The following is a 21,192-nucleotide window of genomic DNA, read 5'->3' as shown; positions in this document are numbered from 1 at the left end:
CCTTATGAAATGCGAATGCGCGGGTTGAGGTAAACGTAGCCGATATCCGAGATCAGCTGCGTTATCAGAACCACGAAGACCGACACGACCGAGATCGCCAGCAGAAGCTGGATGTCGTTGTTGCCAGCGGCCTGAACCAGCGCCCAGCCGAAACCCTTGTAGTTGAACAGGGTTTCAACAATCACCACGCCGTTCAGCAGCCATGGGAACTGCAGCATGATAACCGTGAACGGCGCGATCAACGCGTTGCGCAAGGCGTGTTTCATGACGATGTTCGGGAACGAGACACCCTTCAGCCGTGCGGTCCGGATGTATTGCGCCGTCATCACTTCGGTCATCGAAGCGCGGGTCATCCGGGCGATATAGCCCATACCGTACAGCGCAATGGTGAGAACCGGCAGGAAGAAGTTCTCGAATGTCGGGTTCTCCATCGCTTGCGTCGCGGTTCCCTTGAACCATTTCAGCCCCACGGTGGACGAGGTGAAGATCGCGATGAAGATAACGCCAGATACATATTCCGGCGTTGCTGTCGTGATGATTGAGAAGGTCGACAATGATCGATCCAGGGCTGATCCCTCTCGCATCCCGGCCAGTACACCAACGATCAGTGCAGATGGCACCATCAGGACCAAAACCCAGAACATCAGGTAACCTGTGTTGCCCAAACGCTTGCCAACGATGGTTCCGACTTCTTCCTTGAAAACGGTTGAGTATCCCCAATCGCCCTGAAGAACACCACAATATCTTGCCGTATCCTCTGCCGTCGAACCGGGTCTTGTGCAGGTTCCCACGAACTGGCCATCTTCCAGTGTATTCTGGAACCCGGGCATCACGCCCAACCATTGGCCGTATTTAACGAGTGTCGGCTGCAAGTAGCCGCGGTTTTCCAACCAGGCTTCGACCTGCTCATCCGACATACGCTGGTTGCCCTGCGTTTTCGCCAGCTTTTCAAGGTTCGGGTATAGGTTGGTCAGGAAAAAGACGACGAATGTCAGACATAATGCCGTAAGCAGCATCACTCCGAACCGTCGTAGGATAAATAGTCCCATGGTGGCCCCTGTTGTTCAGGTATTCCGCAGATCATTGGACCATTTTCTGGCCTCGGACGTCCGACCCCGCGTCGGCAAGTCTGCGGCTGGAAAGGGGCGCCCGTGTCAGGCGCCCCTCGTGTGTGGATTGCAGTGCTTAGGCAGCCCAGCCCCACTTGTAGTGATGGTGTTCGAAGGTCACATGCATGTCGGTTCCAACAAGACCCTCTTTCATGTGGCGATAGAGCGAGCGCCAATAGGGCTGAATAGTAACCCCATCTTCCTGAAGCAGTGCTTCGCCACGCGCCATGACTTCGCGACGCTTGTCCGCGTCGGCAATGGCCAGCGCCTCTTCCAGAATGGCGTCAAACTCGGGGCTCGCATAGCCGAACTCGTTCCAGGCTTCGCCCGTACGATAAGCAAGCGCCCAAATCTGAACACCCAACGGACGCGGGTTCCAGTTGGTCGAGCTGAACGGGTACTTGGCCCAGTCGTTCCAGAAGGTATTGCCCGGCAGAACGGTCCGCTTGACTTTGATCCCGGCATCGCGCAGCTGCGCGGCAACGGCATCTGTGGTGTTGCGACGCCAGTCATCGTCGATCGAGATGATCTCGTGCTCGAAATCTCCGAAACCGGCTTCGTCCATCAACGCCTTGGCTGCTGCGGGATCAACCTTTTGCGGCGGAAGCTCGGCATATTCCGGATGCAGCGGCGCCACGTGATGGTTTTCCGCCGGCGCTCCGCGACCGCCATAGCCCAGTTCCAAACAAACTGAATTGTCTACGGCCATCTGAAGGGCCTGCCGGACACGTTTGTCCGCATAAGGCTTTTGCCCGTCGATCTCGGCCAGCTGGTTGGGACGAATAACGATGGTCGCGGCGGTTACCACTTCTGACTTCACATAGCCAAGCCCGTCCATCACGTCGATGAATTCACCCACCGATTCATACAGCATGTCGACTTCGTCGGATTCCAGCGCTGCCAACCAGGCAGAAGGGTCGGTTCCGTAGTCGATGTACTCGATACGGTCCAGGGCAGGGCGGCCATACACTTCTTCACCCCACCAGGTGTGATCCGGGTTGCGAACCAGAACGGCTTTAACGCCAACCTCAAGTTCGTCCATCAGATATGGGCCGGTTCCCACATTGTTCAGCAGGTCAGTCTCGCTGAACGAGCTGTGAACAATCGCGCCGGGATAGTCGGCCATGCCCGGAATAAGGGTGATATCCGGCTTTGACAGGTTCAGTTTGACCGTGGTTGCGTCGACGACTTCGATGACACCCTCACCGGCCTGACCGGTATCCGCGTCAATCAGGGTTGCAAAGCGGCCCGCCATCGAGTTGGTTTCCGAGCTCTTGTCACACCAGCGCGCGATGTTGCGGGCAACGTCGTCAGCCGTGAAATCGTCGCCATTGTTCCACTTGACGCCCGGACGGACATTCAGAGTGTAAACGGTCGCGTCGTCGTTGACTTCCCAGCTTTCCAGCAGCATGCCGCGGAATGAGCCGTCCGAGTTGTACTCGACCAGATATTCCAGCGTGCCGCGCGTCACGTTTGCGATCTGCGACCAGTCATAAGTTCTGGGATCTTTGAGGGCGCGGACTTCCTGCTGCACACGCAGCGTGCCGCCTTCCTGCTTTGCTGTTTCGGCCGAAGCAGGTGTCGGCAATCCGATCATGCCATAGGCCGCTGCGGCAGTAACCCCAAGACTGGTTGCGCGTGTAATGAATTCCCTTCGGCTTAGCTTGCCGTCGCGGTATTCCTGAGCGTGCATCGCTGCCGCCCAGTGCACCTTGTCTTCGGTGGATACGGTATTCGTCATGGATGTCTCCCTGTGACACTGATTTTGTTGATTGATTATGGCTCTACGCGACCCGGTTTCTTACGGTCGCCAGAGTGAAGGATTTTGTTTTTTGGACTCTGTTCATCCCCATGTCGTTATTCGGCACCAGATTTCAGATAAGGTCAATGTTCGAAATCGTCATAAGTAGTACAAAAACGACATTCGCGATCAGTTGAAGTCGTGGAGAAGCATTTCTTCTGGTAGCCCAAAGCGATGCCGGTTTCCCCATTGTTTTCTTAGTTTGTTAAGGGAAATCGCAGCAAATCATTAAGTTCTCTTAAGCTTTGAGACTTGGCGGCGCCTTGCTTTTGCAAAGTCAAAAGAGCCGGGTACTAACAAGAGGGATCGACGTGATTCCAGGCCTTCATTCGGGCGCGAAACCAGGTGCGCTGACGCTTGGCGAACTGCCGCGTCGCTATGGTTGCGCGCTCTCGCGCCTGATCCAAAGTCATCGCGCCGTCCAGATATGCCCTGAGTTCCGGCACGCCTATGGCCTTGCAGGCCGGAAGGGTGGGATCGAACCGGTCCTGCATGGCACGCACTTCCTCGATCGCGCCCTGTTCCAGCATCTGGTCAAAGCGGCGTTCTATCCTGTTCAGCAGCCATGCTTTATCAACGTCAAAAACGATTGGTAGGGTCTCGTTCAGCCGAAGTGCCGGTGGGGGCGTTTCGGCTTGCCAGGACAACAGGCTGCGACCTGTGGCGCGCTGCACCTCCCATGCGCGTTGCACGCGGGCACGGTTGTGTATGTCCAGCTTTGCAAGCGTGTCTGCATCGACCCCCTCCAGAAGGTCTGCCATGGGCATCTGATCGGCCTCGGCCCGAACTTCGGGTGGCGTCGCAGGGATTTGAGCCATGCCTTCGGTCAGGGCTGAGAAATACAATCCCGTCCCACCGACAATGATCGGGCGTTGATGCCCCGTTAGCAGGGGCAGGACCTCGCGCAGCCAATGGCCGGTGGAATAATCCTGATCATAGGCGACGTGCCCGTACAACAGATGCGGCGCGCGGGTTTCTTCCTGGGCGGACGGACGGGCCGAGATGACGCGCCAGCAGTCATAAACCTGGCTTGCATCCGCATTGACGATAACCCCGCCATGGCGTTCGGCGATCTCCAGCGCCAGTGCTGATTTGCCGGATGCCGTAGGCCCCGCAATCAGAACCGGCTTGTCGTCCGGAACAGGCGGCAGTTGCCGAAAAAGCAGGTCTGTTGATCGCCGGGTCATGCGCGGTTGCCTCTATCCTCACCAACCGCATTGAACCTGCGGAGCTTTTGCTTCATTTTGCGCCGGAAATTAACCCCGTGCCAGCCCGGAGCGCAACATGAGCCTTTCCCCTTCTTCTGAAACAGCCGAGACCCCGAAAACAAAGTACAATCGGGTGATGTTGAAAATCTCGGGCGAGGCGTTGATGGGGGATCAGGGATTCGGCTTGCACCCGCCAACCGTTCAACGCATCGCGCAAGAAGTGAAATCGGTTCACGATCTGGGCGTTGAGATTTGCATGGTCATCGGTGGCGGAAACATTTTTCGCGGCCTGAGCGGTTCAGCCCAAGGCATGGAGCGGACAACGGCGGATTATATGGGTATGTTGGCCACGGTGATGAACGCGCTGGGGATGCAATCCGCACTGGAAGAGATCGGAGTGTTCACCCGCGTGATCTCGGCCATTCGCATGGACGAGGTGTGCGAACCCTATATCCGCCGCCGGGCTGTTCGGCACCTCGAGAAAAAGCGGGTCTGTATTTTCGCCGCCGGTACTGGCAACCCGTATTTCACGACAGACACCGCAGCCACCCTGCGCGCCAACGAAATGGCGTGCGAGGCGATCTTCATGGGCAAGAACGGAGTGGATGGCGTGTATGACAAAGACCCAGCGGAACACGCTGACGCCGTACGCTATGATACCGTGACCTATGATGACGTACTGGCCAAACGGTTGCGGGTCATGGATGCTTCGGCCATTGCCTTGGCACGCGACAACAATCTGCCCCTGATCGTCTTTGGGCTTGATGAGCCCGGCGGCTTCCGCGGAATTCTCGCGGGCGAAGGGACCTATACCAAGGTTCAGGGTTGAGGCCAGAGGAATCGCCTGACAATTCCGCAAGCTTTCAAAGCCCCGGCGTCGAGCCGGGGCTTTTGCGTTTTGCTTTCGCTTGACGGTTGTGGGCGGCCCTGTCTAAGTATCGGTGTCCTTTCAAGGCGAAGGGCTGCCCCGTGTTTCGTCGGCCAAAGGCCCAAGCACAGGCTGGGCTGGAAGACCTGCCATGATTTCTGAGATGTCCGGAAACATGTGCGGGCATCTCATTGATCTGACTGCACAACTAAGGAGCAATGAGGCATGAGCTCTCTGGATATCGATTTCGTTCGGGCGCAGTTCCCGGCCTTTTCAGAACCCAGCCTGCAAGGGCAGGCGTTCTTCGAAAATGCAGGTGGGTCTTACACCTGCAAACCAGTGATCGACCGGCTGACGCGGTTCTACACGCAGCGCAAGGTTCAGCCTTACGCCCCATACGAGGCCAGCCGCCTTGCGGGCGCCGAAATGGACGAGGCGCGTGCGCGTATGGCTGCCATTCTGGGCGTCGACACGGATGAACTGAGTTTTGGTCCTTCAACCACCCAGAACACCTATGTCCTGGCGCAGGCGTTCCGGCAATGGATGAAGCCCGGCGAGGCAATCGTCGTGACCAATCAGGATCACGAAGCCAACTCTGGCCCGTGGCGTCGTCTGGTCGAGGCCGGGATAGAGGTGAGGGAATGGCAAATCGACCCCGAAACCGGGTCGCTGAACCCTCAGGATCTGGAAAACATGCTGGACGAAAAAGTGCGTCTGGTCTGTTTCCCGCATTGCTCAAATGTCGTTGGCGAGATCAATCCGGTCACCGAGATTACTGCTATTGCGCATGCGGCGGGTGCGTTTGTCTGCGTTGATGGCGTATCCTACGCCCCGCACGGATTTCCGAATGTTGGCGATCTGGGGCCGGATATCTATTTGTTTTCTGCGTACAAGACCTACGGCCCGCACCAGGGGTGCATGGTCATCCGCCGCACGTTGGGTGAGCTGTTGCCCAACCAGGCCCATTATTTCAACGGCGACGTCCTGTACAAGCGGTTCACCCCGGCTGGCCCCGATCACGCGCAGATTGCGGCCAGTGCAGGTATGGCGGATTATGTCGAGCTGCTTTGCGCCCACCATGGCGGGCCTGAGACGGGCGCGGCGGAGCAGGGCGTATTTGTCCACGATCTGATGCGATCACACGAAGAGTCGTTGCTGCAACCGGTTCTGGATGCGGTAAAGGATCGAAACGCTGTGCGCCTGATCGGTCCTTCCGACGCCAGTCGGCGCGCGCCCACCGTCGCGCTTTCGTTGAACCGTCCGGCTGAACCGGTTGCGGCGGAACTGGCGCAATACGGTGTCATGGCGGGTGGCGGAGACTTCTATGCGGTGCGCCCCTTGCAGGCGATGGGCGTCGACCCGGCGCAGGGTGTTTTGAGGGTCAGCTTCACTCACTACACCACGAAGCAGGAAATTGATCAGCTTTTAGAGGCTCTTGAGCGCGTTTTGTGATCCACTACTCTTGAGGGTGCGTAGAAATCAAAAAACCTCAAGGGCGTATTGTGAAGCAACAGCAGGCTCCGATCATTTTGTGGTTTCGACGGGACTTGCGTCTGTCGGACCACCCCGCGTTGACTGCAGCGGCCGAAAGTGGCCGTCCGGTCATACCTTTGTTTATTCATGACAACCTCGTCGAACAGATGGGGGCCGCGCCGAAGTGGCGCTTGGGCTTGGGGTTGGAGGCATTCACAGCGTCACTGGCCAAAACGGGCAGCCGATTGATTTTCCGACGCGGCGACGCGCTTGAACAGGTGCAGCAGGTCATGGCCGAGACCGGCGCAACCTCCGTCTTCTGGTCTCGCGCTTACGATCCGGCCTCAATCGAACGCGACAAGACGATCAAGTCTGTGCTTACAAAAGTAGGAGTGACGGCAAAGTCATTTGCGGGGCATCTTCTTTTTGAGCCCTGGACTGTCGCTACAAAAACAGGAAATCCGTTTCGGGTCTACACGCCCATGTGGCGTGCGGTTCAGGGGCGGGATGTACAATTTCCCGATGCGCGGGTTGCCGATTTGCAGGCCCCGATGTCGTGGCCCGCTTCTGACAAATTGAGCGATTGGCAGATGGGGGATGCCATGAACAGGGGCGCGGCCGTCGTTCGCCCTCATGTAAAACCCGGCGAACAGGCCGCTCTGGATCATCTCGAGGCGTTTCTTGGGCGACTTTCCCACTATTCCAGCAACCGGGACAGGTTGGATCAGGACGGGACGTCCAACCTGTCGGAATACCTGTCTTTGGGTGAAATCGGGCCGCGTACAGTCTGGCATATGGTCCAAAGGGCCGCGTTGACCGGTACACCCGGTGCCGATGCCTATCTACGTCAACTCGTCTGGCGCGAGTTTGCCTATCACCTGATGTATCACACGCCCCAACTGGTGGCTTCCAATTGGAAGCCGGAATGGGACAGTTTTCCTTGGAATACCGATCCGGACCATCCCGAAGTCACCGCGTGGCGGCAGGCCAGAACTGGAATACCTGTTGTCGATGCTGGGCTGCGGCAAATGTATGTGACGGGTCGAATGCATAACCGGGCTCGGATGATTGTTGCAAGCTATCTGACCAAGCATCTTATGGCTCATTGGAAAATAGGGATGACATGGTTCGAGGATTGCCTGATCGACTGGGATCCGGCCTGCAATGCCATGGGCTGGCAGTGGGTTGCTGGATCTGGGCCCGATGCATCCCCGTTTTTTCGGATTTTCAATCCCCAGACGCAAGCCGAGAAATTCGATCCTGACGGGAACTTTACGCGTTGTTGGATTGCCGAAGGGTATTCCGAACCCAGCAAGACCGCCCTGTCGTATTTTGATGCCGTTCCGCGTTCATGGGGGCTGCGTCCGGATGAGGATTACCCCAAACCCATAGTCGAATTGCCCGAAGGGCGGACCCGCGCCTTGCGCGCATATGAAAGCCGAAAATCCCACTAAGGAACTGAAAACTTGCCAGAAACAATTTCGCCGCCTAGCTTTGTACGCGTACCGCAGAGGGGAGAGCGGATGATCCTGACGACGACCGAAGGGCAAAAAGACCTGCCCAGATATTTCGCCCAAGTCTTTAAAATGTTGAACCGGATGGAAACCGGGCGTCTTGATATCAGACTACCCGACGGTCGCACGTTTCGCGCAGAAGGCGCAAAGCCCGGGCCGGTGGCACAGGTCGATATTCACGACGACGATGTCTTTGCGCGCCTGATCCGCGAAGGAGAACTGGGTTTCTCCGATGCGTATCTGGACGGACATTGGAGTACACCCGATCTGCGGTCTTTCATGGATCTTGTGCATCTTGGAACCGAGACCGTTTATGACGGGTTTACGGGCCAGTTTCTGGTTCAGGCTTACGAACGGCTACGGTTCTGGCTGCACAGAAACAACAGGGCCCAAGCCAAAAAGAACATCTCGTATCACTACGATCTGGGTAACGAATTTTACAGTTCTTGGCTGGATGACACGATGACCTATTCCAGCGCGATTTTTGAGTCTGGGCAGGAAAGCCTAGAGAAGGCCCAGATCGCCAAATACGCAAGTCTTGTGGATGAGATGGGTGCCAAACCGGGTGACCATGTACTGGAGATCGGATGTGGCTGGGGCGGCTTCGCGGAATATGCCGCAAAGGAACGAGGTTTGCGTGTCACCGGCCTGACCATCAGTGAGGAGCAATTCAAGTACGCCAAGGAACGTATTGAAAAAGCAGGTTTATCAGATCTGGTTGAATTCAAGCTGCAAGACTATCGGGATGAACGCGGGGTCTATGACGGCATCGCATCCATCGAAATGTTCGAGGCCGTGGGTCAGAAATACTGGCCGGTCTATTTCGAAACCGTTCGTGAGCGGTTGAAGCCCGGTGCTCAGGCAACCTTGCAAATCATCACGGTGGGTGATCATCGCTGGGATTTTTACAAGAACGGCGTTGATTTCATTCAGAAATATATCTTTCCCGGCGGGATGCTACCGTCGCCGACCATCCTGCGTCAGCAGATCGATCAGGCCGGGTTGAAAGTCGTGCATTCGAAAGAATTCGGGAAAAGCTATGATCTGACTCTGCGCCGTTGGTATGAAACGTTCAACGACAAATGGGATCAGATCTCGGATATGGGGTTTGATGAGCGTTTCCGCCGCATGTGGAATTATTATTTGACTGCGTGCGGTGCGGCCTTTGACACGGGCAATTGCGATGTGACACAGATCACAATAGCAAAACCAAGTTAACTCACGGACCGTCACATGCCCACTGCCTCGCGTCTCGTCGCCGCTGTTTGTCTCGTCGTGCTGGCCTTTCTTGTTTCAAGCATGGTTATCGAAAACGGCGAAGAGGGTAAGGACTATGGTTACTTCACCTATGTGAATATGGCTCTTGGTGCGATCTGTGGTTGGAAAATCATGGGCAAGCGCGCTGGGCGTGGTTGGACAGCGGGAATTAATAACGGCCTGACCGGCGTTGCTTCGCTGGTTTTCTGGGCGCTGTTTGTGCAGGGGTGCTACCGCATGTTCGACCTTGCGATGCGCAATCGATATGGCGGCCCGTTCGAAGCTGTGATGGCCATTTTTTCGATTGGTATCGATTATGGCAAGCAGCTGATCTATCCCGAAATTCTGGTTGCACTCGCAATTGGCGCCGTTGTCGCCGGTCTGGCCACGGAACAGGCCAGCCGCAAATGGCGCTGAACCGTTTCGTCACAAGAGAGATTAAATTTGTCTGATTTGTTCTTCTATGGAACGTTGCGGTATCTGCCGCTGTTGCAGCGTGTCCTGGGTCGTCCGCTGAGTGAAATAACGTTTCACGCTGCCAAGCTGTGCGATCACGCGGTTCACGCGGTCCAGGGGCAGGATTTCCCGATGATCCTGCCCGCCAAGGGTGCCGCTGCCGAAGGCCTGCTGGTGCAGGGCCTGTCCTCCGATGATCTGGCCAGACTGGCTTATTACGAAGGATCCTTCGACTATGAGCTGAAATCGTTGAATGTCATTCTGGAGGACGGGGGCGAAGCACAGGCAGAGGTCTTTTTCCCGACCCCGGGCGCGTGGCAACCCGGTGAGTTGTGGTCGTTGCAGGGCTGGGCAGACAAATTGGGCGAGGTTACGGCGCTCGCTGCCGAAGAAGAAATGGCCTATTTCGGCAAAGTCGATCCCAAAACCATGGCGCGCAGCGTCCGCGCCATTCAAACCCGCGCCTGGGCAAAGATCATGGCCAAGCAACGACGAACCGGCGATCCGCGGAACATAGCCGAAGACGTGATCGTCCACCGGCACGAACGCGTTTACGTCGACTATTTTGGGATGGAGGAAATAGATCTTCAACACCGGCAGCATGACGGCAGCATGGGTCCCGTGCTGCACCGGGGCGGTTTGATGCAGGGCAGCGCGGTGTCCGTTCTGCCATATGACCCGATCCGCGACACCGTGCTTCTGGTCGAGCAGTTCAGACCGCCGGTGTTTTTGATCGACGATCCAGAGCCCTGGCTTTGGGAAGCGGTTGCCGGGATGATCGACCCCGGCGAAACGCCGGAACAGACGGCACATCGCGAAGCCATGGAAGAAGCCGGAGTTCGATTTGACAGGCTGGAATATGCGGGCGGGGCGTATTCCTCCAGCGGGTCGTCGACGGGTTTCATGTATCTCTATGTCGGGCTTGGCAACTTGACCCAGACAACCATCACCGGTGGCCTGGACACAGAAGGCGAAGATATTCGCAGTCGGATTCTGCCGTTCGACGAATTCATCGATATGACAGACCGTCATCTTTTCAAGGATTTGCAGCTGGTGTCTCTGGCTTACTGGCTGGCCCGCCATCGGGATCGTTTGCGCGCGTGACTATCGCGCTTGTGGTCCCGGCAGTGCGCCTGTAAATCTTCGAAGATACCAAATGACAAGAGGCGACCATGCGCATTGCACGAGATCTTGCTGACGCAGTAGGAAAAACACCGTTGATCCGGCTGCGCCGCATCAGCGAAGAGACCGGATGCGAGATTCTTGGCAAAGCCGAGTTCATGAACCCGGGACAGTCGGTAAAGGATCGTGCTGCTCTTTTTATCATCAAAGATGCCATCGCACGCGGGGATCTGAAACCGGGCGGCACCATCGTGGAAGGTACCGCTGGCAACACCGGTATTGGTCTGGCTTTGGTCGGTGCGTCGATGGGGTTCAAAACGGTTATCGTTATCCCCGAGACCCAATCGGAAGAAAAGAAGGATATGCTGCGTCTGGCGGGCGCACAGTTGGTTCAGGTACCCGCGGCCCCGTATCGCAACCCCAACAATTTCGTGCACTATTCCCGCCGTCTGGCCGAGGAATTGGCGCAGACAGAACCCAATGGTGCAATCTGGGCCAACCAGTTCGACAATGTGGCGAATCGTCAGGCACATGTGGAAACCACGGGCCCCGAGATCTGGGAGCAGACAGACGGCAAGGTTGACGGGTTCGTCAGCGCGGTCGGGTCGGGTGGGACATTGGCAGGCGTTGCCGAAGTTTTGCAGCCCAAGGGCGTCAAGATCGGTCTTGCCGATCCGATGGGGGCCGGCCTGTATTCGTACTACACGACAGGCGAGATCGCGATGGAAGGTGGGTCAATCGCCGAGGGTATCGGGCAGGTGCGTATCACCAAAAACCTGGAGGGGTTCACGCCGGATTTTTCTTATCAGATCACCGATAACGAAGCGCTGCCCTACATCTTTGATCTTCTGCGTGACGAAGGCCTGGTCATGGGCGGCTCGACCGCGATCAACATGGCAGGGGCGGTGCGCATGGCCCAGGAAATGGGGCCCGGCCATACCATTGTGACCATCCTGTGCGATTATGGCACACGCTATCAATCGAAGCTTTTCAACCCCGAGTTCCTGCGTGAAAAAGAGCTTCCGGTTCCGGATTGGATGACCGAGGCACCGCGCAGCATTCCCGGCGTTTTCGAGGACGTGTGATGCTTGGACAGGTCCGCCTGTTTCTGACCCTGCTATTCCTGTGCTTTGTCGGGTTTTCGAATAGCGCTGTTGCACAGTTGACGGATCGTCAAAGTGAGTATTACCAAGGCTGGGTCAAAACCGCGAGCCGGGCCGAAGCCGTCATCGAGGCGAACCGGGCATCTGACGCTGCGCTGGAGAATTTACGTTCTGAAATAAATGGTTACAGAGATGACTTCAATCGAGCTCGTGGTGCAAATACCGACCGAATAACGACGCTGGAAAGCCAGATAAAAGCGTTGGGGCCCAAACCCGAAGGGGACACGACTGAACCTGAAGACATAGCAAATCTTCGGGTGCATCTTGAGGAACAGCTCAACAGCCTGCGTGTTCCGCGCATCATTTCCGAAGAAGCGTATAGCCGTGCGAACGGGCTGATCAGCGAAATTGATCAGATTCTTCGTGCACGCCAGAAAAAAGAGTTCTTTGAACAGGGCCCGTCGCCGATCAACCCGGCGTATTGGGGTCCGGCATGGGTGGATGTCAAAGAGGCCGTTCAAGGCCTGGTAAACGAAACGATCACAAATTTGCGTTCAGATGTCGTGCGCGAGCAAATTCGCGCTCGTGGGCTCGCAATCTTCATACTTCTGGTCATTTCAGCCGTGCTGCTGATCTTTGGCAAACGGTGGTCTGAACTCGGAGGCGACTACCTGAGGTTACTCGGCGGGGCCGGGACGGGGGTTTGGTCGTTCGTAATCTCACTATTGCGAATTCTGTTGCCATGGATCGGTGTGGTGGCCGTGGTCACGGCGATCAGTCTCACCGGCGTTCCGGGTCTGCGGGGCAGCCTTTTGCTTCAGAATGTTCCGTATTGGGCAGCGATCGTGTTTTTCTATGACTGGATTGGTCGCCAGGTATACGTGATCGGCGCGTCGCAAGGGTTCAAACGTCTGTCCGCTGCGCGCATCACTGAACTGCGCGTGTATATCGATCTGCTCGCCCTGATGCTGGTTTTGCACGAATTGGCGTTTTTGTTCGAACGGATCGAAAACATTTCCGACGCCACTCGCGCCGTAGTCAGTTTCCCGGTCATTGTCGCGACGGCTTTGTTGTTGTTGCGAGTACGTCAGATTCGAACAACCGACGGGCCTCCGGATCAAGCTGCCTCGACCCGTTCCGCGGGTTTCAGCCAACTGGTCGAGTTCTTGCGCCGGGCTTTGTTCCTTTTGGGGATCATGTCTCCCTTGCTGGCTATTTTCGGATACACCAATGCGGCCGAAGCAATCGTGTTTCCTGCCGTCAAGACATTGGTGCTGATCGGGGCCTTGGTCATCCTGCAACGGTTCATCAGTCAGATTTACGGTTGGGTCACCGGGCAGGGCGAAGCCGCAGGGGATTCGCTTTTTTCCGTGCTGGTCGGGTTTGCATTGGCCATCTTGGCGCTTCCCATTCTGGCGATCTATTGGGGTGCGCGGGAAACAGACCTGCTGGAAGCATGGTCGCGCCTGCTGCTTGGTTTTGATATCGGTGGCGTCACAATTTCGCCCAGCAACTTTCTGACCTTTGTTGCCGTGTTTGCAATCGGTTATACGCTGACGCGTCTGTTGCAAAGCGGGCTGCGCAATTCGCTTCTGCCGAAAACCAACATAGATCCGGGTGGCCAAAACGCGATTGTCGCGGGTTCGGGATACGTTGGCATATTCCTTGCTGCGTTGGTGGCAATCATGGTGGCCGGTTTTGATCTGTCATCGCTGGCGATCGTCGCTGGCGCGCTGTCTGTTGGCATCGGCTTTGGTTTGCAGACAATCGTGTCGAACTTCGTTTCTGGCATCATCCTTTTGGTCGAGCGTCCGATTTCCAAGGGGGATTGGATCGATGTTAACGGCATGATGGGATATGTTAAGGACATTTCCGTTCGTTCGACCCGGGTCGAGACGTTCGACAGGACGGATGTCATCGTTCCAAACTCTGACCTGATCAGCGGTGTCGTAACGAACTATACCCGCGGCAATACGATCGGGCGGGTGATCGTTCCGGTGGGTGTTGCATACGGAACTGATACGCGTCTGGTAGAAACCATTCTGGGCGAAATCGCCAACAACCATCCGATGGTTTTGGCCAACCCGGCACCAAGCGTCGTGTTCCAGGGGTTCGGAGCAGATTCCTTAGACTTTGAAATACGGGCGATCCTGCGGGATGTGAATTGGGTTTTGTCGGTGAAATCTGACATGAACCATGAAATCAACCGTAGATTCTCGGAAGCAGGGATCGAGATTCCGTTCGCACAACGTGATGTCTGGCTGCGAAATCCCGAAACCCTGCGGGCATCTGACCCGAGCAAGCAGGAGCCTTCCGCACCTGTGGAGGATAAGCCACGCAAAGTTGCAGAGGTTCCGGCGGATTTGACCGAGGCGGATATGGACCCGGATGCCGGTGATGAGATCTGAGGGGCCAGATCGCAGCACGTGTTGACCTGTGATCACCCGTCGGTGGGTGCATTGATTAAATTGCGCTATTCCCCTGAATTCGTCGAATTGGGGCCTTGCAAATCCGACGGCATTCGTCCAAATATCGCCGGCACGGAGAGGTGGCCGAGTGGTCGAAGGCGCACGCCTGGAAAGTGTGTAGGCGGGAAACCGTCTCCAGGGTTCGAATCCCTGTCTCTCCGCCACCATCACCATTGCGAAACTTGAACTGCACCTGTCCGCGAACGCGATGCACGATTACAAGCTGTCCTGCTGCGCTTCGACCCAGCCGGTGCCTGACCTGCCGCCGAGTTTTTCGACGAGAAAATCCATGAAGATTCGTGTCTTGGGCGTCAGCACGTTCGAGCGCGGATAGATCAGCCACAGCCCTGCATGATCATTCAGCCGCCAGTCAGGCAATACCTGCCTGAGCCGCCCGGAGCGCAGTTCATGGGCCACGCTCCAGAGTGAGTTGATCGAAAGCCCCGCTCCGGCAAGCGTTGCCTCGCGTTGCGCGGTGCCGTCATCGACGATGGTTCGGCTGATCATCGCGCGCGGGTTCAGGATCGCCTTCTGACCAGCAGGATCAACCAGTTCGCGCCGGTCGAGATTGGCCCACGCGATGAAGCGATGCCCCGTCAAATCCTCGGGTGTCGAAGGCACTCCGTGCTGCTTGAGATATTCCGGCGCAGCGCAGAGCAGGCGGATGTCATCTGAAAGTTTGCGCCCCTTGAGGCTGCTATCGGCCAGAGGCGCGTTGCGCAGGGCTAGGTCGAAACTGCCCTCGATGGCGTCGAAGGGCTTGTCCGACAGTCGCAGGTCCAGCGTCAGGTCGGGATAGCGTTGATGAAACTCGGGCAACAGCGGCATGATGTGCAACTGGGCAAAACTGCTGGGGGCTGCGAAACGCAAGGTGCCTGTGGGGCCGGTATCCGTGCCTCCGAGGGCAGCGCGCGCTGCATCCGTCTGGGCGAGAATTTCACGCGCATAAGGCAGAAACTCCGACCCTTCCAATGACAACGACACCTTGCGCGTGGTGCGGTGCAAAAGCTCGACGCCAAGTTCGTTCTCAAGCTTGGCCAGCCTGGCACTCGAGACCGCCGGTGCAAGGCCAAGCTCGCGCCCGGCGGCGCTGATATTGAGCCGTTCGGCCGCCATGACGAACAGGCACAGGCTGTCGGTATCCATATAGATTATATCCAAAATACGAAAACTGAACTTATTTTTCACCACCTTTTTCTTGTTCTTGCAAGTGATAAGTCAGGTGCACACCGACACACACCCCAACGGAGACATAAAATGAACGCGATCACCGAGGTGAAGACCGATATCAACGCGCAGATCATTGAGGCCTTCAATTCTCGCCATGCCACCAAGATCTTCGACCCTGAACGCAAGGTGAGCGACGCTGACTTCGAGACGATCCTCGAGGCTGCACGCCTTTCGCCCACTTCGTTCGGGCACGAGCCCTTCCGCATCCTGATGATCCAGTCGCCCGACAAGCGCGAGCTGTTCCGCGAGTTTTCATGGGGTGCCAACGGGATGATGAACGGGTCGACCGGCCAGCTTGGCACCGCCAGCCATTTCGGCATCATCCTTGCGGCGACGGGCGAACTGATGCGCGCCGGATCGGATTATCTGCAAGACCACTACCGGCAAGTGAAGCAGCTGCCCGAGGAAGTGATCGAGATCTTCAACGGCGCATACGGCAAGTTCCAGGCCGAGGATCACAAGATCACCTCTGACCGCGAGATCACCGACTGGTCGGGCAAGCAGGCCTATATCGTGCTGGCCAACATGATGACCGCCGGTGCGCTGATGGGGATCGACAGCTGCCCGATCGAGGGCTTCGACATGGAGCGAACGACGCAGACGCTGGCCGAACATTTCGGCGTCGATACCGCGAAATGGAAACCGGCGGTGATGTTCGCCTTTGGTCATCGCGCGAAAGATCCTGAATTCCCCAAGACCCGCCGCACGATGCAAGACACCGTCGCTTGGTTCTGACCCCGAAGGAGATACACGATGACCTATTATTCCGTTCTGGACGTCACCCCCACCGCCGAGGACTGGATCCCCGGCTACCTGCCCACCGCCAACGAACGCGTGGCGGCACATGGCGGCAAGTATCTTGCGCGTACCGCGAACCACGCGCAGATGGAAGGCGAGGATCAGCCCGCCGGGCTGAGGATCATCATCGAGTGGCCTTCGGAAGAGGCGGCCCGCGCCTTCATGGCGGACTCGGCCTATGCACCGCACCTGGCCGCCCGCACCAAGGGCTCGGTCAGCCGTCACTACCTGATCGCGGGGCAGGACGACCTCGCCTGAATGCAGCACTGGCCCGGTATGCCGGGCCGGCACCCCCAAGGAGGCTTTCGTGACCCGGACCGGAACCGTCAATTATCATGTTCACAAGCCCGCGCCGCAGGCATTCGTGCTGGACGCGGACAGCATCGCTGGCAATCTGGTCTCGCCCGAACTGGCCGCGACCGAGGTGGCGCTGACCGATCTGCGTGCCGGGCGGGCAGGGGCCAGCTTTGTCTCTGACGGGTTCGAATTTGGTGTGGCACCGACGCGGGTGACCAGTTTCGAATCCCCCGGCTGGCAGAAGGTCTACGACCGCGAACTGGCCGAGCTGCTGTGCGACCGGATCGGCGCGCGCGAGGTGCTGTTCTTCGACCACACATTGCGCATTGACGACCCGGCAGCCAACCGCCGCCCCGCGCGCAACGTGCACAGCGACCTGAGCCCGCAAGGTGCGCACCAGCGGCTGGTGGACATCCTCGGGCCCGAGCGGGCGCGCGATTGGGCGGCGGGGCATTACGCCTTCGTTAACCTGTGGCGGCCGGTGGAAAACCCGATCAACACCGCCCCGCTGGGTTTCGTGCGCCCTGCAACCGTGGACGACGCGGACTGGATCGACATCGACCTGATCTATCCCGACCGGCGCGGTCGTATCCTCGGCCTGGCGGCCAATCCGAGTCATGATTGGGTGTATCTGTCGCGCATGACGCCGGACGAGATCGTCTGGTTCAACATCTACGACAATCGCGGCCGTCCAGCGGTGGGCCACAGCGCGATTGATCTTGCCGAAGATCCCGATCGGCAAACCATCCGCAAAAGCCTGGAAAGCCGGGCGCTGGTGCGGTTCTGAGAAAGGCAGAAAATGCTGGACAAATCCAACACGCCAAACTTCGCGCCGCTGAACCGCGCGTTCAACGCGGTGTTCCGCCCTGGTAGGCTGAGCATTGGGCTTGTGGTCCCGCTCGAGGCAAACCGCAACGATCCGGTACCTACTATGACGCGCCATCTGGAGCGTGCCGTGCTGGCCGACGAACTGGGCTTTGCCGCGCTTTGGCTGCGAGACGTGCCCTTCAACGTGCCCTCGTTTGGCGATGCGGGGCAGGTTTTCGATCCTTTCGTCTATCTCGGCGCGCTGGGTGTTGCGACGCGCGACATCGCGCTTGGCGTGGCTTCGATCGTGCTGCCATTACGGCACCCGGCCCATGTGGCCAAGGCGGCAGCCTCGGCCGACCAGCTGTCGGGCGGGCGGCTGCTTCTGGGTGTGGCCTCGGGGGATCGTCCCGAGGAATACCCGGCGCTGAACAAGGATTTCTCTGATCGCGGGGCGCGCTTCCGTGACAGCCTGGTCTATATCCGCGCCATGGCGCAGGATTACCCGCGACTGGATAACCCGCAGGGCGACCTCTCTGGCGGTATCGACATGTTGCCTAAGCCTGCCGCCGGGCGCCTGCCGCTGCTTATCACCGGTGGCAGCCAGCAGACGCCAGAGTGGGTGGCGCGCCACGGTGACGGCTGGATGACCTATCCGCGTGGTACGGCGGCGCAGTCCCGCGTTGTGGCCGACTATCGAGCGCGCGTGGCACAGGCCGGCTTGCCCGACAAACCGGTGATGCAGTCGCTCTATGTTGATCTGGTGGACCAAGCCGACGCTCCGCCGCGCCCGATCCATCTTGGGTTCAGTGCCGGCACCGATTACCTGCGCCGCTACCTGCACGAGATCCGCGATTTGGGCATCAACCACGTGGCACTGAACCTGCGCTTTAACGTGGCCGGGATCGAACCCACCCTGCACCGGCTGGCCGACGAGGTTCTGCCCGAGTTTCACGACTGATTTCATCCCCAAGGAGGCCGCAATGCCCAAGACTATCCTGATCACCGGCGCGACCGACGGCATCGGCCTGTTGACCGCCAAGACACTGGCGGCCGAAGGCCACCGCGTGCTGCTGCACGGACGCAGCTCTGACAAACTGCAGGCCGCCGCGCAGACGGTTGGCGGCAACCCCGAGACCTTCCGCGCCGATCTTTCCGATCTGGACGAAGCCGCCACGCTTGCAGACGCCGTGCGCGCCCGGCACGACCGGCTGGACGTTCTGATCAACAATGCCGGTGTCTACAAGACTCCGCACCCACGCCGGGCCGACGGGATGGATGTTCGGTTCGTGGTAAACGCGCTGACGCCCCATGTGCTGACCCGACGGCTGTTGCCGATCATCCCAGCCGAAGGGCGCGTGGTGAACCTTTCATCGGCCGCGCAGGCGCCGGTGGATGTAGAAGCGATGCACGGTAAGCGGCAATTGAGCGACATGGAGGCCTATGCGCAAAGCAAGCTGGCTATCACGATCTGGTCACGGGAAATGGCGCGCGCGCACCCAAAAGGCCCAGTCTTCGTCGCGGTCAACCCTGGCTCGCTTCTGGCCTCAAAGATGGTCCGAGAGGGTTTTGGAATGGCCGGCAATGACTTGGCGATCGGCGCTGATATCCTGCGACGGGCCGCGCTGTCGGACGAATTTGCCAATGCCTCGGGGCTGTATTTCGACAATGACAGCGGGCATTTTGCTGATCCACACTCGGCGGCGGCCGACCGCGATCACGCGGCGCGGGTCAAGGATGCTATCGCGGCGTTGACCGACGGCGGAGTTTAGCCCCGCGATATGCCCGTTGCTCTTGCGCCGGCTTTGAGGTGGTCGGTCCCGCTTGGGCCAGGCACAGTGCTTCGACCTCAGTAGCCATGCCTCCTGCAAGCCAAAGCGGCAGGTGGGCGTCTGGGACCTGCGATGCGCGCAGTTGGGACTACCGGAACAGGTTTTCGACACCAGACCCACCGCCTTCGTCACTACATCTGATGGGCACCAGATATTATTATCTCTTTGCAGATATTCCCTCGTGCGCCCGCAAAACTCTGAGGACGAGATTGGTGAAAAGATGCTGGCTCAAAACTCGGACTTTATTGCGTGCACGAGATTTGAAGACGCAGCTATTTGGCTGGGACAGTTACAAGAGGGTTTGCAGATGACCCTAAACGCTAAAGTCTGACAGCTTTGACAAAACACTGCAGCAAGATCTTGTTACCGCATGACGAATGGGTTCGACATTGGCTGTTCCGACGTATTCAGCCATACGGTTTTGGTCCTTGTGTAGTCGTGAATGGTCTCGATCCCGGCTTCCCTGCCATAGCCGGATTGATTGTAGCCACCAAACGGAGCAATCGGGGACACCGCGCGGTAAGTGTTGATCCAACAAATTCCCGATTTCAGATGGGATGAAACCCGATGGGCGCGGGCAACATTTTCAGTGAAAACGCCAGACCCAAGCCCGAACAGCGAGTCGTTGGCCAATGCGATCGCTTCTTCTTCCGTGTCGAATGGCAGCAAAGACATTACAGGGCCGAACATTTCGACCTTCAGCGTCTCGGTCTCTGGGCTCGAACACTCCACCAGCGTAGGGGCCATGAAGTTGCCCGGCCGGTCCAGAGGTTTTCCCCCGAAGCGGATGCGTGCGCCTTGTTCTGTGGCTTTCGCCAAAGTCGCCTGAATTCTTTCCACCTGAGCTGCGGTGCAGAGCGGGCCAATATGGGTGGCCGTTTCCAATGGGTCGCCGATTGCGACGCCCTTCATCTTCTCTTCGATCTTGTCAACAAGCGCTTCCAGTACCGGGCGATGTATCAACCCGCGCGAGCCGGCCACGCAGCTTTGACCCGAGGCGCCGAAATTTCCCGCAATCAAACCATTGGCGGCGCCATCCAGATTGGCATCCTCAAAGACGATGATCGGGGATTTCCCGCCCAGTTCCAAAGTGGTCACCGCAAAGTTCTCAGCCGAATTGCGCACGACATGGCGCGCTGTTTCCGGGCCGCCGGTGAATGCGATCCGGTCCACGTCCGGGTGCCGGGTAAGCGGGATGGCGCAGTTTTCGGCATCCCCCGTAATGACAGAGACGACACCGGGCGGAAAGCCAGCTTCATCGATCAGCCGCGCGAACTCCAGCATCGGAGCGGGCGCAATTTCAGAGGCCTTCAGCACGACCGAACAGCCTGCTGCTATCGCGGGGCCAAGCTTGGTTGCGGTCAGGAACATCTGTGCGTTCCAGGGGACGATTGCGACCACCACGCCAATCGGTTCTCGTTTGGTGAAGACGTGCATGTCCGGTTTGTCGATCGGAAGAACCGCCCCTTCGATCTTGTCCGCAAGCCCTGCATAATATCGATAATAGTCACCGACATAGGCTGTTTGGCTTGCGGTTTCGGCAAGCAGCTTTCCGCTGTCTGTGGTCTCAAGCTGGCCCAGGTGTCCGGCGTTTTCCTCGATCAGTTCGGCAAGTTTGAACAACAGTTTGCCGCGTGCAGTTTGCGTCATGTCGCGCCACGCGGGATCATCAAGTGACCGACGCGCGGCGGACACGGCGCGGTCAACGTCTTCGGGTGCGGCGCAGGCGAAACTGGACCAGTCTTGGCCCGTCGCCGGGTTTTGCGAATGCATCACTTGCCCGCGTGCCCCTTCGGTCCACGCGCCGTCGATATAAAGCTGGAAATGTGGTTTCTGATGCATCATCGAT

18 protein-coding genes and 1 tRNA gene are annotated in these 21,192 nt (G+C 58.0%); 14 read left to right on the top strand and 5 right to left on the bottom strand.

The features are described from left to right. Window positions 1–2: 2 nt before the first annotated feature. The 3 genes from GOW04_RS05365 to miaA form a co-directional block, all read right to left on the bottom strand. Complete coding sequence (locus GOW04_RS05365) at window positions 3–1,049, bottom strand: ABC transporter permease (RefSeq protein WP_152457770.1); 1,047 nt, start codon at window positions 1,047–1,049, stop codon at window positions 3–5. 136 nt (window positions 1,050–1,185) lie between these two features. Beyond that, on the bottom strand, window positions 1,186–2,850 hold the full coding sequence (locus GOW04_RS05360) for an ABC transporter substrate-binding protein (protein ID WP_171231764.1): 1,665 nt from the start codon (window positions 2,848–2,850) through the stop codon (window positions 1,186–1,188). A gap of 353 nt (window positions 2,851–3,203) precedes the next feature. Continuing rightward, the gene (gene miaA, locus GOW04_RS05355; RefSeq protein WP_171231763.1) at window positions 3,204–4,097 is read right to left on the bottom strand and encodes a tRNA (adenosine(37)-N6)-dimethylallyltransferase MiaA; all 894 of its coding nucleotides are present in this window, start codon (window positions 4,095–4,097) and stop codon (window positions 3,204–3,206) included. 97 nt (window positions 4,098–4,194) lie between these two features. Between miaA and pyrH the strand changes: the two genes are divergently transcribed. From pyrH to GOW04_RS05310, 9 genes are all read left to right on the top strand, one after another. Then, window positions 4,195–4,947, top strand: a complete 753-nt coding sequence (pyrH, locus tag GOW04_RS05350) for a UMP kinase (protein ID WP_152457773.1) — start codon at window positions 4,195–4,197, stop codon at window positions 4,945–4,947. Between the two features lie 264 nt (window positions 4,948–5,211). Continuing rightward, window positions 5,212–6,438: an aminotransferase class V-fold PLP-dependent enzyme gene (locus GOW04_RS05345; protein ID WP_171231762.1), complete on the top strand. Its 1,227-nt coding sequence runs from the start codon at window positions 5,212–5,214 to the stop codon at window positions 6,436–6,438. A gap of 50 nt (window positions 6,439–6,488) precedes the next feature. Next, window positions 6,489–7,913, top strand: coding sequence for a deoxyribodipyrimidine photo-lyase (locus GOW04_RS05340; protein ID WP_171231761.1), 1,425 nt, complete (start codon window positions 6,489–6,491; stop codon window positions 7,911–7,913). Window positions 7,914–7,982: 69 nt separating this feature from the next. Then, window positions 7,983–9,191 carry a cyclopropane-fatty-acyl-phospholipid synthase family protein gene (locus GOW04_RS05335; RefSeq protein ID WP_171231760.1) on the top strand — a complete coding sequence of 403 codons (1,209 nt, stop codon included), beginning with the start codon at window positions 7,983–7,985 and terminating at the stop codon, window positions 9,189–9,191. Between the two features lie 15 nt (window positions 9,192–9,206). Further along, a complete protein-coding gene (locus tag GOW04_RS05330) occupies window positions 9,207–9,647 on the top strand; it encodes a TrgA family protein (RefSeq protein WP_171228617.1) in 441 nt (146 codons plus the stop codon). A gap of 27 nt (window positions 9,648–9,674) precedes the next feature. Then, the gene (locus GOW04_RS05325; protein WP_171231759.1) at window positions 9,675–10,790 is read left to right on the top strand and encodes an NUDIX domain-containing protein; all 1,116 of its coding nucleotides are present in this window, start codon (window positions 9,675–9,677) and stop codon (window positions 10,788–10,790) included. A gap of 68 nt (window positions 10,791–10,858) precedes the next feature. Further along, window positions 10,859–11,893: a cysteine synthase A gene (locus tag GOW04_RS05320; protein ID WP_171231758.1), complete on the top strand. Its 1,035-nt coding sequence runs from the start codon at window positions 10,859–10,861 to the stop codon at window positions 11,891–11,893. Then, a complete protein-coding gene (locus GOW04_RS05315) occupies window positions 11,893–14,319 on the top strand; it encodes a DUF3772 domain-containing protein (protein ID WP_171231757.1) in 2,427 nt (808 codons plus the stop codon). The genes GOW04_RS05320 and GOW04_RS05315 overlap by 1 nt, the downstream gene beginning before the upstream one ends. A 134-nt stretch (window positions 14,320–14,453) precedes the next feature. Next, window positions 14,454–14,543: transfer RNA gene (locus GOW04_RS05310), tRNA-Ser, on the top strand. A 52-nt stretch (window positions 14,544–14,595) separates the two neighbouring features. Here the strand turns inward: GOW04_RS05310 and GOW04_RS05305 are convergent. Further along, window positions 14,596–15,525 carry a LysR family transcriptional regulator gene (locus GOW04_RS05305; protein ID WP_171231756.1) on the bottom strand — a complete coding sequence of 310 codons (930 nt, stop codon included), beginning with the start codon at window positions 15,523–15,525 and terminating at the stop codon, window positions 14,596–14,598. A gap of 111 nt (window positions 15,526–15,636) precedes the next feature. On the opposite strand from GOW04_RS05305, the gene GOW04_RS05300 reads away from it, so the two are divergent. The 5 genes from GOW04_RS05300 to GOW04_RS05280 are packed head-to-tail and all read left to right on the top strand — an operon-like array spanning window position 15,637 to window position 19,283. Beyond that, a complete protein-coding gene (locus tag GOW04_RS05300; RefSeq protein WP_152457782.1) occupies window positions 15,637–16,344 on the top strand; it encodes an NAD(P)H-dependent oxidoreductase in 708 nt (235 codons plus the stop codon). An 18-nt stretch (window positions 16,345–16,362) separates the two neighbouring features. After that, window positions 16,363–16,665 (top strand): DUF1330 domain-containing protein, encoded by a 303-nt coding sequence (locus GOW04_RS05295; protein WP_171231755.1) that lies wholly within the window; start codon window positions 16,363–16,365, stop codon window positions 16,663–16,665. 49 nt (window positions 16,666–16,714) lie between these two features. Then, complete coding sequence (locus GOW04_RS05290; RefSeq protein WP_171231754.1) at window positions 16,715–17,491, top strand: CmcJ/NvfI family oxidoreductase; 777 nt, start codon at window positions 16,715–16,717, stop codon at window positions 17,489–17,491. A 12-nt stretch (window positions 17,492–17,503) separates the two neighbouring features. Next, the gene (locus GOW04_RS05285) at window positions 17,504–18,472 is read left to right on the top strand and encodes an LLM class oxidoreductase (RefSeq protein ID WP_171231753.1); all 969 of its coding nucleotides are present in this window, start codon (window positions 17,504–17,506) and stop codon (window positions 18,470–18,472) included. Window positions 18,473–18,494: 22 nt separating this feature from the next. Further along, on the top strand, window positions 18,495–19,283 hold the full coding sequence (locus tag GOW04_RS05280) for an SDR family NAD(P)-dependent oxidoreductase (protein ID WP_171231752.1): 789 nt from the start codon (window positions 18,495–18,497) through the stop codon (window positions 19,281–19,283). Window positions 19,284–19,706: 423 nt separating this feature from the next. Here the strand turns inward: GOW04_RS05280 and GOW04_RS05275 are convergent, their stop codons facing one another. Further along, on the bottom strand, window positions 19,707–21,185 hold the full coding sequence (locus GOW04_RS05275) for an aldehyde dehydrogenase (RefSeq protein WP_171231751.1): 1,479 nt from the start codon (window positions 21,183–21,185) through the stop codon (window positions 19,707–19,709). Window positions 21,186–21,192: the final 7 nt, after the last annotated feature.

Origin of the sequence: Ruegeria sp. HKCCA4812 (genome assembly GCF_013034245.1) — a bacterium.
Classification (GTDB): domain Bacteria; phylum Pseudomonadota; class Alphaproteobacteria; order Rhodobacterales; family Rhodobacteraceae; genus Ruegeria.
The sequence above is the reverse complement of the archived record's forward strand: the minus strand, read 5'-3'. Positions and strand labels throughout refer to the sequence as shown.

Bases quoted from the DNA above. Each gene is read 5' to 3' on its own strand.
- pyrH (WP_152457773.1), top strand. From the start codon at position 4,195: ATGAGCCTTTCCCCTTCTTCTGAAACAGCCGAGACCCCGAAAACAAAG.
- GOW04_RS05280 (WP_171231752.1), top strand. From the start codon at position 18,495: ATGCCCAAGACTATCCTGATCACCGGCGCGACCGACGGCATCGGCCTG.
- GOW04_RS05345 (WP_171231762.1), top strand. From the start codon at position 5,212: ATGAGCTCTCTGGATATCGATTTCGTTCGGGCGCAGTTCCCGGCCTTT.
- GOW04_RS05360 (WP_171231764.1), bottom strand. From the start codon at position 2,850: ATGACGAATACCGTATCCACCGAAGACAAGGTGCACTGGGCGGCAGCG.
- GOW04_RS05295 (WP_171231755.1), top strand. From the start codon at position 16,363: ATGACCTATTATTCCGTTCTGGACGTCACCCCCACCGCCGAGGACTGG.
- GOW04_RS05365 (WP_152457770.1), bottom strand. From the start codon at position 1,049: ATGGGACTATTTATCCTACGACGGTTCGGAGTGATGCTGCTTACGGCA.
- GOW04_RS05315 (WP_171231757.1), top strand. From the start codon at position 11,893: ATGCTTGGACAGGTCCGCCTGTTTCTGACCCTGCTATTCCTGTGCTTT.
- GOW04_RS05275 (WP_171231751.1), bottom strand. From the start codon at position 21,185: ATGCATCAGAAACCACATTTCCAGCTTTATATCGACGGCGCGTGGACC.
- miaA (WP_171231763.1), bottom strand. From the start codon at position 4,097: ATGACCCGGCGATCAACAGACCTGCTTTTTCGGCAACTGCCGCCTGTT.
- GOW04_RS05305 (WP_171231756.1), bottom strand. From the start codon at position 15,525: ATGGATACCGACAGCCTGTGCCTGTTCGTCATGGCGGCCGAACGGCTC.
- GOW04_RS05330 (WP_171228617.1), top strand. From the start codon at position 9,207: ATGCCCACTGCCTCGCGTCTCGTCGCCGCTGTTTGTCTCGTCGTGCTG.
- GOW04_RS05335 (WP_171231760.1), top strand. From the start codon at position 7,983: ATGATCCTGACGACGACCGAAGGGCAAAAAGACCTGCCCAGATATTTC.
- GOW04_RS05300 (WP_152457782.1), top strand. From the start codon at position 15,637: ATGAACGCGATCACCGAGGTGAAGACCGATATCAACGCGCAGATCATT.
- GOW04_RS05285 (WP_171231753.1), top strand. From the start codon at position 17,504: ATGCTGGACAAATCCAACACGCCAAACTTCGCGCCGCTGAACCGCGCG.
- GOW04_RS05320 (WP_171231758.1), top strand. From the start codon at position 10,859: ATGCGCATTGCACGAGATCTTGCTGACGCAGTAGGAAAAACACCGTTG.